The organism is Hymenobacter sp. (genome assembly GCF_031398885.1).
Classification (GTDB): Bacteria; Bacteroidota; Bacteroidia; order Cytophagales; family Hymenobacteraceae; genus Hymenobacter.
This window is the reverse complement of the sequence record NZ_JANNOD010000022.1, coordinates 1-12,226: the sequence shown is the minus strand read 5'-3', so window position 1 is coordinate 12,226 and position 12,226 is coordinate 1. Positions and strand designations below refer to the sequence as shown.

9 protein-coding genes are annotated in these 12,226 nt (G+C 65.2%); 3 read left to right on the top strand and 6 right to left on the bottom strand.

The genetic code is table 11. From position 1 onward, the window contains the following. Positions 1 to 227: 227 nt before the first annotated feature. Both RMO51_RS03440 and dtd read right to left on the bottom strand, forming a co-directional pair. Positions 228 to 584: a nucleotide pyrophosphohydrolase gene (locus tag RMO51_RS03440; protein ID WP_310392013.1), complete on the bottom strand. Its 357-nt coding sequence runs from the start codon at positions 582 to 584 to the stop codon at positions 228 to 230. Positions 585 to 623: 39 nt separating this feature from the next. Further along, positions 624 to 1,070, bottom strand: coding sequence for a D-aminoacyl-tRNA deacylase (gene dtd / locus RMO51_RS03435; protein ID WP_310392012.1), 447 nt, complete (start codon positions 1,068 to 1,070; stop codon positions 624 to 626). 68 nt (positions 1,071 to 1,138) lie between these two features. On the opposite strand from dtd, the gene RMO51_RS03430 reads away from it, so the two are divergent. Then, positions 1,139 to 2,680, top strand: a complete 1,542-nt coding sequence (locus RMO51_RS03430) for a hypothetical protein (protein WP_310392010.1) — start codon at positions 1,139 to 1,141, stop codon at positions 2,678 to 2,680. A 16-nt stretch (positions 2,681 to 2,696) separates the two neighbouring features. On the opposite strand, the gene RMO51_RS03425 is transcribed toward RMO51_RS03430, so the two are convergent. From RMO51_RS03425 to RMO51_RS03410, 4 genes are all read right to left on the bottom strand, one after another. Continuing rightward, entirely contained in the window at positions 2,697 to 4,109 is a 1,413-nt protein-coding gene (locus RMO51_RS03425) for a hypothetical protein (protein WP_310392009.1), read from the bottom strand. Positions 4,110 to 4,200: 91 nt separating this feature from the next. Next, positions 4,201 to 5,445: an outer membrane protein transport protein gene (locus RMO51_RS03420; protein WP_310392008.1), complete on the bottom strand. Its 1,245-nt coding sequence runs from the start codon at positions 5,443 to 5,445 to the stop codon at positions 4,201 to 4,203. 171 nt (positions 5,446 to 5,616) lie between these two features. Further along, positions 5,617 to 6,669 (bottom strand): endolytic transglycosylase MltG, encoded by a 1,053-nt coding sequence (gene mltG, locus RMO51_RS03415; protein ID WP_310392006.1) that lies wholly within the window; start codon positions 6,667 to 6,669, stop codon positions 5,617 to 5,619. Between the two features lie 119 nt (positions 6,670 to 6,788). Beyond that, entirely contained in the window at positions 6,789 to 8,291 is a 1,503-nt protein-coding gene (locus tag RMO51_RS03410) for a helix-turn-helix domain-containing protein (protein WP_310392004.1), read from the bottom strand. A 433-nt stretch (positions 8,292 to 8,724) separates the two neighbouring features. Here RMO51_RS03410 and aceB point away from each other — a divergent pair, with 433 nt between their 5' ends. Together aceB and aceA are read left to right on the top strand one after the other, a co-directional pair. Then, a complete protein-coding gene (gene aceB / locus RMO51_RS03405) occupies positions 8,725 to 10,350 on the top strand; it encodes a malate synthase A (RefSeq protein ID WP_310392003.1) in 1,626 nt (541 codons plus the stop codon). Positions 10,351 to 10,601: 251 nt separating this feature from the next. Beyond that, a complete protein-coding gene (aceA, locus tag RMO51_RS03400; protein ID WP_310392001.1) occupies positions 10,602 to 11,885 on the top strand; it encodes an isocitrate lyase in 1,284 nt (427 codons plus the stop codon). The last annotated feature ends 341 nt before the right edge of the window (positions 11,886 to 12,226 follow it).

Here is a 12,226-nt window from a genome sequence, read left to right as displayed (position 1 = left end):
AATGACGCTGCGCTTAATGAGGAATGAAGAATGAGGAATTACTAAGAGCCTATCCCACTAGGCAATTGATACTAATAGGGCGTCATGCAGAGCGCAGCGCAGCATCTCGCGTGCCGCAGTATTCTCAATCGTTGAACGATGCGCGCGAGATGCTGCGCTGCGCTCTGCATGACGCCCTATTAGTATCAATTGCCTAGTGGGATAGGCTCTTAGTAATTCCTCATTCTTCATTCCTCATTAAGCGCAGCGTCATTCCTCATCCTTAACTTTTCATTTTCTTTATGGCGCTGGCTGTCGCGCTGGGTTTTCTTGGCCAGGTTGCGCGTCAGGGCTTCGGTTAAATCGACGCCGGTTTGGTTGGCCAGGCAGATGACGACGAACAGCACGTCGGCCAGCTCGTCGGCCAGCTCGCGGCCCTTGTCGGATTCCTTGAACGACTGCTCGCCGTACTGCCGGGCAATGAGGCGGGCCACCTCGCCCACTTCTTCGGTGAGAATGGCCATATTGGTCAGCTCGTTGAAGTAGCGGACGCCGGTGGTGGTTATCCAGGTATCAACGGTTTTTTGGGCTTCTTCGAGGGTCATGGTCTTGGAAATTAACGGTTACGGGAGAGGGCGCTGGTGCTAAGCCGGCGAGTCCAGCACGATGGTTACCGGGCCATCATTGAGTAAGCTCACCTGCATGTCGGCGCCGAAGATGCCGGTGGGCACGGGCCGGCCCAGCGCTGCCGCCACCAGGGCCACAAACTGTTGGTAGAGCGGCTCGGCAACGGGCGGCGGGGCGGCCCCGCTGTAGCTGGGGCGGTTGCCCTTGCGCGCGTCGGCCAGCAGCGTGAACTGGCTTACCACCAGGATTTGCCCGCCGGTGTCGGCCACGCTGCGGTTCATCTGCCCGTGCTCGTCGCCGAAAATGCGCAGGTGCACCAGCTTGCGGCACATCCAGGCGAGGGAGGTGGTATCATCAGCCGGGGCGAAGCCGGCCAGAACCAGCAGCCCGGGCCCGATTTGCCCCGTGACCCGCCCTTCGACGGTGACCCGGGCTTCGCGGACGCGCTGCACAACAAGACGCATGAAAGAGAAAAGGTGAGAATGTTAAATTGGAAAGAAGATGTTAGTGGGGTTTGCCGACCTTCGCGCCCGTGCCAAACCAGCTAATGCGCCCCTACGTCATCACAAATAACGGCCGCCCGGCCACGAGCCGCACGCCGGGGCTGCTGGCCGCACTGCTGGCCGTGGCCGTGCTCCGGCTGTGGCGCCTCCCCGAAGCCGGGCCGCCCGACTACGATTCGGTGCGCAACTGGCAGGTGATTCAGGAACTGGCGCAGGGCAATTTTGCGCACCTGTTTCACCACGGCAGCCCGGGGTTTCTGCTGCTCTACGTGCCGGTGGCGGCCCTGACGCGGAATTTTCTCGTGTTTCAGGCCATCAACGCGCTGTTTGGGCTGGCCGGGCTGGGGCTGTTTGCCGCCTGGGTTTCGCGGCAGGCTTCCCTCACAGCGCGCGAAACGGCCGGGCTCACGCTGCTGGCGGGCACGTCGCTGCTGCTCACTTTCTCGGGGCGCGATTTTACCATGAGCTCCGTCAGCTTGGTGCTGTTCGTGGGCTTGTTGGGCAGTCATTTCGAGCGGCTGCAACGGCCCAGCGGGGTGGCCGTGGTGCGGGTAGCGCGCTGGCTGGCGGTGGGGCTGTGCTTCAACTACAAGTTCCTGTTCGCCCTGCCCATCCTGGCCGTGCTGGAGGTGGCGCAGGCCGACGGCGTGTGGCGGCGGCGCGTGGGGGCCCGGGTGCTGGTGGTGCTGGCCCAGCCCTACCTCCTGTTTGGGGCGGCGGGCGTGGTGGCGGGCCTGCCGTGGCACCGCTGGCTGGCGTTTTACTTCCGCACGGTGGTGCCGCCGGCGGCCAACGCGGCCGGCCGGCAAGCCACGCTGCACCTCGACTTGCTGTACTACGTACGGTACCTGGTCAGCTACGAGTCGCCGCTGCTGCTGGCCGGGCTGGTGCTGGCCGGGTGGCTGGCGTGGCGGGCCTGGCGCCGCCAACGCCGGATGCCGAAGTCGCCGCTGGGGCTGTTGCCCTACCTGCTGGTGTGGGCGGGCTGCTGGCTGGCCGGCATGTCCCTGCTGATAAAAGCGCCCCGGGGACTTCTCTTCGCGTACCTGCCGCTGGCGGCCCTGGTGGTGCTGGGCGGCCGGCGCGTGCTGCCCGGCTGGGCGCTGGCGGGCACGCTGGTGGCAGGGGTGAGCCTGAATGTATTCCGCATTCAGCAAGAGCTGTACGCCCCGCTGCCCAGTCCGTACCCGCAGGTGGCGGCGTGGCTGCGGCAGCACGGCGCCTCCAAAGTAGCCAGCACGGCCGGCCTGGGCCTGGCGCCCTACCTGAGCAAAAACCAAGCGCTGGCCGTCATCACCAACGAGCGGGAGCTGGCCGGCCTGCGCCGCCGGGGCTACCAGTACGTGCTGCTCGATGGCTACTGGCGGGCAGCGGGCGTGTCCCGCTTCGACTCGCTGCGGCGCCAGGCACCGGTGGCGGCCTGGGCCGCCCCTCAATTGCACGGCGCCCTGCTGTTTCTGGAGCATTCGGAATTCACGGGGCGTGGGTTTGCCGAAACCCTGGCCGCGCGCCGGGCGGCCGCGGCCGACACCCTGCCGCTGCGCCTGTACCGACTGCCGCGACTGCCGTAGTGCGCCACGGCGGCAGTTACTGGGCGGTGGTGGGCAGGTTGTTGACGTCCACGGCCGGAATATTGGCCCGGTAGGCCCGGTTGATGGCCGTGATGAAGGCGTTGGCCAGCAAACCGTTGCCGCGGGGCGTGAGCGTGTAGTTATCAAGCGAAAAGAAATTGCCCCGCACGGGCTCCATTGAATACACCACGCCGCCCACGGAAATGCCCCCGGCCACCTGGTTGAACAACGCTTCGTCGAGGTCCAGGGTGCTTCGCCCAGTGGCGGTACTGATGGCGGGGAGCTTGTAGACGTCTTTGGCCAGGCGTTCCAGCTCGTCGTTGTAGCTGTCGAGCACGCCCTTGATGCGGCTGAATTCTTGGGTGTCGTCGAGTACATCAGCATCGCGCAGGGGGTTGCGGGCGTCGCGGCCGTACGGCAGCATCAGGGTGGCAGCCCCCACTTGCACGGGCGTGAGCTGGCCCACCCGCGGCAGGGCGGTAGCCAGCACGTAGTCGCTGTTGGTAATGGGCTGGGCCGGGCGAAATCCCAACGGGTCCTCGATGTACAGCAAGGCGTTGTCGCCAAAGCGGGCCTGCAGCCGGGTCTGCAAATCCAGGCCCCGGCCCAGGCGCAAAATCGGCAGGCTCGTGAGAGCGGGCAGCTTCGCGATGATGCCCGGGCGGCCGTCCGCCGTGAGGCGGTCCAGCACCTTGCGGGCGTTGGCCCGCAGTTGGTTCGTTAAAGTTGTGTTCGGCAGCGGCCCGCACTCGCCGCCGCTGCGCACGTAGGGCATCAAGTCGTCAAGTCCTTGAAAATAAGTGAAGAACGTGGCCGACGCGGCAACATCGGTCACGGCCTGCAAGTAGGTGCGGTTGCTGGCGGCGGGCAGCAGGCGCTCAAAATACGAGTTGAAATTGCCGCCGGGGACCGCCGCGCTCTCGTTGCCAAGGTTGGCCGTTTCAATCTGGCTGAGCAGCAGGCCGGGCACGCCCAGGTTTTGGGGCAGCGCAGCCGCGGTGGCGCTGCGCGTGAGCAGCCGCACGGTATCGGGGCCGCCGCAGGCGGCGGGGTTTACCACGGTGCGGCGCACGGCTTGGCCCGCCACGCGCCGGGTCCGCGGCAAGTCACCGGCCAGAAAATCAACCAACGTCAGGTAGCCCGACCCGCTGCCGGCCTCCAGCAGCGGCTGGCTGAACGCGGCATCGGCCGCCACGAGGCGCAGCTGCTGGGCCAGCAAGTTGGGGTACGAGTACTCCTGGCTGGCGCGCGTGAGGCCGCCCGCGCTGAGCCCGGCCGTGTAGCTGTCGCCCACCGCCACGTAGGCGCTCACGTCCACGCCGGCGCTGGGGGCGGGCGCGTCCTGGGCGGGCGCACAGGCGTGCAGGAGCAGGGCGGCCACGGCCAGCAGACCGGCGCTGCCCCACGAGTTCAAGGTAAAAATTTTCATCGCAAAAAGGGAAGTCTACGGAGGGTTGGGTGCATCGGGCGGTTGGCAGCAGCGCGTTGGTTTTCGCCCGCCACTGCCCGATACCGGGTGCCTAGAACGCCACGGCCACGCCCACCGAAGCCGTGTGGGTCGCGGTGCGGTAGGTGCCGCTCACGTTGGCCACCCGCGCGTCGGTTTGGTTGACGCGGGCGGTGCGCAACTGGCCGTAGTCGTAGGCGTAGGCCGCTTCCAGGGCCAGGCGTGCGCCCAGCTGGTAGCTCAGGCCGGCCGAGGCGCCGAGGCGGTTGGCGTCGATGAATTCCGGGTTGATGAACTCGTCGCGAATAGGGGTTTCGTCGTAGCGGAAGCCACCGAGCACCGTGAGCTTGGGGCCGACCAGGTACTCGGCCCCCACGCGAAAGGCCAGCGCGTCTTCGTAGCGGCGGGCGGTGCTCAGGCGGCGGGCCGGCGCGGGGCCGCTGGCGGCCAGGTCCAGGTTCAGCGAATCGAGGGTGCTCCAGCCGCTGAGGGTGAAGTCAAACGTGAGCAGCAGCTTCTTGGTGACGCGGTCGGCGATGCCCACGGATAACGTGCTGGGCAAATTGATTTGGGTGTTGAAGTCGGTGGTGGCCGGGTACAGGGCCGCGTCGCGGTCCGGCACGCCGGTGGCCGTGGCCACGCCGTTGTTCATTTCCAGCTCCACCCCGCTGCGGTAGCTGATGCCAAAGGCCAGGTTGTCGCCGGTGCGTCCGTAGAGGCCCGCGTTGACGCCAAAGCCCGAGCCGCTGCCGCTGAGTTCCGACCGGGCCGCGGGGTCGTCGTACTGGCCCAGCGCCCGGCGCTGGCGGTATTTGCCAAAAGCGTACACCAAGCCCACCCCGGCGCTGAAATTGTCATTCAGCCTGATGCCAACCGTCGGTTGGGCGAAATAGGTGTCGAGCTGGCTTTCCTGGACGACCGAGCGGCCCTCCCACGTGCTGGGCCACCGGGTGTGGTAGCCGTAGGGCGTGGTGAGGGCCAGGCCCACGCTCAGGCGCGGGCCCAGGCCGCGGGTGGCGTAGAAGTAGCCGCCGGGCTGCGCAGTCAGGTCCTGGTCGGTGCGCTGGTAGCTGTCCTGGCCGATGAAGGAGGAACGCCGGACCTGGCCGATGCCGCCCAGGCTGACGCGCAGGAGCGAGTCGCCCCACTGGCCCAGCAAGCCGGGGTTGGTGCTCAGGCCGGCAATGCTGCCGATGTAGGCCGTGCTGGCCCCGCCCAGGCCCAGGACCCGCGCCCCCTGCGGGCCGGCGTCGAACCCGCCGGCCGCCGCCGTCAGTCCAGAGAAGAAAGGAGCCAGAAAAAGAAGAAGTAGGCGCATACGGACGGATTTGCGGAAAATTGCCGAACAAAAGTACGCACTTCGCTTGCTGTCCCGCGCACGGTTCGGCAAATAGGCCGCCTGGTAGAATTCGGTAACTGAGTGGCCACAAAGCCTCTATTTGTCAAGAATGCCCGCACGGCTCACACCCCCGGGCGTCCTCCAACCTGGTCAGCGCTTCACGCCCAGGCTATCGAGCCGGTGCTGGTAGCGGCGGGCGTTGCGGCGGTGCTGGGCGTAGGTTTCGGCGAAATCAGAGAAGCCGCTGCCGTCGGACCGGGCGCAGAAAAACAGGTTCTGGTTGTGGGCCGGGCGCAGCACGGCGTTCAGCGAGCTGGGCAGCGGCGTGGTGATGGGGCCGGGCGGCAGGCCCTTGTGGCGGTAGGTGTTGTAGGGCGAGTCTACTTTCTTGTCCACGTTCAGCACGCGCTTGCGGGTGCCCAGGCCGTGCAAGGGCCAGAGCAGGGTGGGGTCGGCCTGCAGGGGCTGGCCGTTGCGCAGGCGGTTGAGGTACACGGCGGCGATGAGCGGCTTATCGGTGGCCTGGGCCGTTTCGCGCTGCACAATGCTGGCCAGCACGCTCACCTGCACCGGCGTGAGCTTGAGCGAGTCGGCCCGGGCGCGCCGCTCGGCCGTCCAGAACCGGCGGTGGTGGGCGGCCACGCTGTCCAGAAACGCGCCGGCCCCGGTGTTCCACAGCAGGTGGTAGCGGCCCGGAATAAACAGGGTGCGGACGGTGCAGGTGTCCAGCCCGTAGCGGGCCCGCAGGCCGGCGTTGTTGCCCAGCAGCAGTTGCAGCTTAAAAGAGTCGGTTTCCAGCTGCCGGCTCAACTGGCGCGGCAGGCGGTCGAGGTAGTGAAAGGGCTTGAGCTCGAAACTCACGGTGTCCTGCTGGCCCGTTGCCAGCATCCGCACCAGGTCCAGGTTGCCCAGGCCGGGGTCGAGGCGGTAGCGGCCGGCCCGCACCCGGGCCGGATAGTCTTGCTGCTCCGCCACCCACCGGAATGCGGCGGGCTCCAGCAGCAGTTGTTGGTTGCGCAAAGAATCCAGCACGGCCGCGAAGCCCGCGCCGGTGCGGATGTACAGGTAGGCCGGCCCCTCGGCAAACGCGGCCACGTTGGGCCGGTACAGCAGGCGCCACGCCGCGTAGCCGCCCGCGCCCAGCAGCATCAGGAGCAGGACGCCAGCGAATAAGAACAGGCGTCGGGAAACAGAATTTGCCAAAAATCAGAAGAACGGAGGGTGAGGATAGTTAAAAGTTGAGAGTTAAAAGTTAAAATTTGGAAGGCTCTTTGAGTTTTAACTTTTAACTCTCAACTTTTAACTCTTCAACGCCCGCCGCATCAGCCCTCCTGCACCAGGGCCGTCACGGCCGCTTCAAACGCGGCGCGCTCGGCCAGGCGCGTAACTTCGGTGGGCGCCGCCACCCGCGACTCGCAGTCGGGAATGGGGCAGCGCTCGCAGGTTTCGTTCACGGTGCGGAAGGGTAGGGCCGGGTCGGCCCAGAAGCGGATTTGGCTGCGCAGGTGGTCGTCGCAGCGCAGGCCCACGGTCACGCTCAGGGCGGGCTGGGTAGGGGTGCCGGCGCGGGCCAGGGTGAAGCACAGGTACTCGTCGTCGGTGCCGAAATAGCGCGAGCGTTGCGCGCCGGCCACCGTCACGGGGGCGGCGGCGGTGTCGGGCACCGGCAGCGCGCGGGCGTCGGCCAGCAGGCGCAGGCTCACCCAGCGGCGGCAGTAGTGCTCGTCGAGGTCGTTGCCGTGGGGATTGTGCAGCCGGGCCAGGTGCAGCTCCTTGGTCAGGTCGTAGGGCGCGTCGGCCCCGGGCTGGTCGAAGCGCAGAAAGAACAGGCTTTGCAGCCCGAAATGGCGCGGCAGCAGCGTGGTCAGGCGCTGCATAAACATCTCCGGGCTCACGTCGTACTGCGTCAGCAGGTCCAGCAGCAGGTCGGGATGCCACTTTTTTGCGCTGAACATTTTCTTCAAATCACGCAGCAGGCTTTCCTCCTCCATCAGCAGCGCCCCGGCGAAGTACGAAGCCTTGAAGTTGTTGAGCACCTCGTCAAACGAGCCAATCTGCAGGCTGCTGCTCACGTAGGGCCGCTCCGTTAGCTTGAGGTAGTTGAAGGCCACTTCCCGGCCCAGCACGAAGGCCTGCTGGCCCCGGCTCAGGCCCGGCCGCAGCAGCAGGCGCCGGGCCTTGGGCTGAAACACCGACCGCAGCCGAGCCTGGGCGGCCACAGCGTGATGGCCCAGCGTCTCGCGGTCGAGGGCGTAGCCGTATTCCTTCACCAGCACGTGTTCTAGTTGGCGCAGGTCGAAGGGCGCGGCGGTGGCCAGTTGGTGGCTGCCCACGAAGGCCCGCACGTCCTGCTCCAGGTCCTCGAAGTAGTTGTCGTGCATTTCCTGAAACGAGCGCAGCGCGGCCAGAAACAGGTGCTCCTGGCGCATCTCGTAGTTGCGGGCAATCTCGAAAATGGTGCTGATGAAGGCGTTCATCTTGGCCGGCGCATTGGCAATCAGCTCGATGAGGCGGGCCGGCTCCAGGCCGTACATCTCCAGCGGAAATTCCTTCAGGGTCTTGGAAGTAAGCAGCTCCGCGATGGGCTCCAGCCGGCGCGGCAGCTCCAGCGACGTAAGCTGGTCGTAGCGCACCGCCAGCGCCTGGCTCAAACTCAGAATCTTGTCGGCCTTAGGGTACTTCTTGCCCTTCTCAATCTCGTTGAGGTAGCTCACCGACACGTCGCAGACCCGCGCCAAATCGGCCGGGCTCAGGCCGCGCTCCTGCCGCAGCTCCCGCAGCTTCAGGCCAAATATGAGGCGGACGACTTGGCCGTGGTTGAGCATGGGTTGGTTATTTGATGTGCTGATGCTAGAATGGGCTGATGTGCTGACGTGGAGATATGCTGATGTGCTGGTGGGCTGACCCCAATGAATGGGAATATGCCCTACGTGCATGAGCAAGTCGCTTTTTACAGCCGTTCCCAGATTCGTGTACTGGTCGTCTGGCTCCCCTCTCCGCGGGAGAGGGGCCGGGGGTGAGGTGAAGCCAGCCACGCACACGAACCCAGGAATCACTCCAGTAGCAGAAAAAAGAGCCTCAAAGGTAAGGATGTTTGCAAATTTTGGTTGTTTAGCGAAAATTCGCTGATAATTAGAATTCGCTTTGTATGTTTGCAATAGTTGCTGTCGAGGCTGCCGGTTTTCCACGCTCCTTTCTCTTGCCTGTTCCCAACCGAAACCAGCCCATCAGCCCCCTAGCACATCAAATAATCAGCCCATGACTTTCATCGACACGGCCCCCGCGCCCCTGCCCACCTACCTCACCCCGGAGCGGGTCAAGGTCCTCGGCGATTACTCCCCGGAGTTTGCCGAAATCCTCACGCCCTCGGCGCTGGCCTTCGTGGCCGAACTGCACCGCCACTTCGAAGGCCGCCGGCGCGAGGTGCTGGCCCGCCGGGCCGAGCGGCAGCAGGAGTTCGAGGCCGGCGTGCTGCCCGACTTCCTGCCCGAAACCGCCACCATCCGCGAGCGGGACTGGACCGTGGCGCCCGTGCCGGCCGACCTGCTCGACCGCCGGGTGGAAATCACCGGCCCGGTGGAGCGCAAGATGATTATCAACGCCCTGAATTCCGGGGCCAAGGTGTTCATGGCCGATTTGGAGGACTCCAACGCGCCGACCTGGGAGAACGTCATCCAGGGCCAAATCAACCTGCGTGACGCCGTGCGCCGCACCATTTCGCTGCGCACCCCCGCCAAGGAGTACCAACTCAATGCCGAAACCGCCGTGCTCATGGTGCGCCCCCGCGGCTGGCACCTGCTCGAAAAGCACGTGGAAGTGGACGGCGAGCCGGTAAGCGGCGCCCTGTTCGACTTCGGCCTCTACTTTTTCCACAACGCCCACGAGCTCGTCCGCCGCGGCACCGCGCCCTATTTCTACCTGCCCAAGCTCGAAAGTCACCTCGAAGCGCGCTTGTGGAACGACGTGTTCAAGGACTGCCAACGGGTGCTGCGCGTGCCCCACGGCACGGTGCGGGCCACGGTGCTGATTGAGACGCTGCCCGCCGCCTTCGAGATGAACGAAATCCTGTATGAGCTGCGCGACCACTCGGCGGGCCTCAACTGCGGGCGCTGGGACTACATTTTCAGCTACATCAAGCGCCTGGGCTTGAACCCGACGTTCCGCCTGCCCAATCGCGCCGAGGTCACGATGACCGTGCCCTTCATGGCCGCGTACTCGCAGCTCGTCATCCAAACCTGCCACCGCCGCGGGGTGCACGCCATCGGCGGCATGGCCGCCCAGATTCCCATCAAGAACGACCCGGCCGCCAACGACGCGGCCCTGGAGAAAGTGCGGCAGGACAAAATCCGCGAGGCCACCAACGGCCACGACGGCACCTGGGTGGCCCACCCCGGCCTGGTGCCCGTGGCCCTGGAGGTCTTCAACCGTCTCATGCCCGGCCCCAACCAAATCGAAAACAAGCGCCCCGACGTGCAAGTCTCGGCCGCCGACCTCGTGCGGGCTCCCAAAGGCACCATCACCGAGGAGGGCCTGAAGCTGAACATCGACGTGGCCATTCAGTACCTGGCCTCGTGGCTGGGCGGCAACGGCTGCGTGCCGATTTACAACCTGATGGAGGACGCCGCCACCGCCGAAATCAGCCGCGCCCAGGTGTGGCAGTGGCTGCACACGCCCGGCACGGCACTGGCCGACGGCCGCCCCGTCACCACGGAGCTGTACCGCTCGCTGGTGCCCGGCCAACTCGAAAAAATCAAGGCCCAAGTGGGAGAAGAGGCCTACGAAAACGGCTTCTACCTCAAAGCCGCCCACTTGTTCGACCGCCTGGTGATGAGCAAGGAATTCGTCGAATTTCTGACCGTGCCAGCCTACGAGCAACTGGCATAACCTCACCCCCTGACCCCCTCTCCCGCGGAGAGGGGGCACCGGAAAAGAGTTAAAAGTTGAGAGTTAAAAGTGAAGAGCCAAAACCGACTGTCTGCTTTTAACTACCGACTGTCTGCTTTTAACTCTTAATTTTTAACTGAATCAAGACCGGTGCCCCCTCTCCACGGGAGAGGGGGTCAGGGGGTGAGGTGCCCGCCCCCGCAAGCCCTTCGCTAACTATCACTCATCAACTCACAAACCCACTCAATCCCATGAAATCCAAACAAGCACGCATCGACGCAATGACGCAGGACTGGGCCACCAACCCCCGTTGGGCGGGCATCGAGCGCCCCTACTCGGCCGAAGACGTGAACAAGTTGCAGGGCTCCGTCGAGGTCGAGTACTCGCTGGCCCGCCAGGGCGCCGAGCGGCTGTGGACAATGCTGCACGCGCAGGACTACGTGGCCGGGTTGGGCGCCCTCACCGGCAACCAGGCCGTGCAGGAAGTGCAGGCCGGCCTGCAGGCCATCTACCTCAGCGGCTGGCAGGTGGCGGCCGATGCCAACGGCGCGGGCCACATGTACCCCGACCAGAGCCTGTACCCCGTCGACAGCGTGCCGGCCGTGGTGCGCCGCATCAACAACGCCCTGCTGCGGGCCGACCAGATTCAGCACCTCAGCGGCGAGGGCGACGTGCACTGGCTGGCGCCCATCGTGGCCGATGCCGAGGCCGGTTTCGGCGGTAACCTCAACGCCTTCGAGCTGATGAAGATGATGATTGAGGCCGGCGCCGCGGGCGTGCACTGGGAAGACCAGCTTTCCTCGGCCAAGAAGTGCGGCCACCTGGGCGGCAAGGTGCTGGTGCCCACCCAGGAAGCCATCAACAAGCTGGTGGCCGCCCGCCTGGCCGCCGACGTGCTGAACGTGCCCACGCTCATCGTGGCCCGCACCGACGCCGACGCCGCCGACCTGCTCACGGCCGACGTGGACCCGCGCGACCAGCCCTTCATCATCGAAGGCGCCGAGCGGACCAACGAAGGCTTCTACCGCATCCGCTGCGGCGTGGAGGCCGGCATTGCCCGCGGCCTGGCCTACGCGCCCTACGCCGACCTGATTTGGATGGAAACCTCGCACCCCGACCTGGGCGAGGCCCGGCAGTTTGCCGAAGCCATTCACGCCAAGTTTCCCGGCAAGCTGCTGGCTTACAACTGCTCGCCTTCGTTCAATTGGGCCTCCAAGCTGAGCAAGGAGCAGATGGAAACCTTCCGCGAGGAGCTGGCCGCCCTGGGCTACAAGTTTCAGTTCATCACCCTGGCCGGCTTCCACGCCCTCAACACCAGCATGTTCGAGCTGGCCCAGGCCTACAAGCACCGCGGCATGGCCGGCTACTCGGAGCTGCAGGAGCGCGAGTTTGCTCTGGTGAAGGACGGCTACCAGGCCGTAAAGCACCAGTCCTTCGTAGGCACGGGCTATTTCGACGCCGTGCAGAACGTGGTGACCAACAACCAGACCAGCACCGCCGCCCTGGTGGGCAGCACCGAAGAAGCCCAGTTCTAGGCAAGTCGGAACCAGCCCGCTTGCTTCCTCTCCTACACCGTGGGTTCGTCGGATTTGGAAGATTTCCCGACGATTCCACCGTGAAGCGAAAAGGCCACCGCAAGGTGGCCTTTTTAGTTCTTTGGGACGGCCAACAGTGCCCCAACACGGACGTAGAACCGCCGGAGTCGCAACAGTCAACACGCGGTAGAGACGCATATTTGCGTCTCGTCGTTGAACGATACCCGATATATTGGCCGTGTGAATAACAAGACGTGAGTACGCATCTCTACAACGTTCTAGGGTCCTAAGAGCCTATCTTGATAGGCGGTCATGCAGAGCGGAGCGAAGCATCTCGCGTG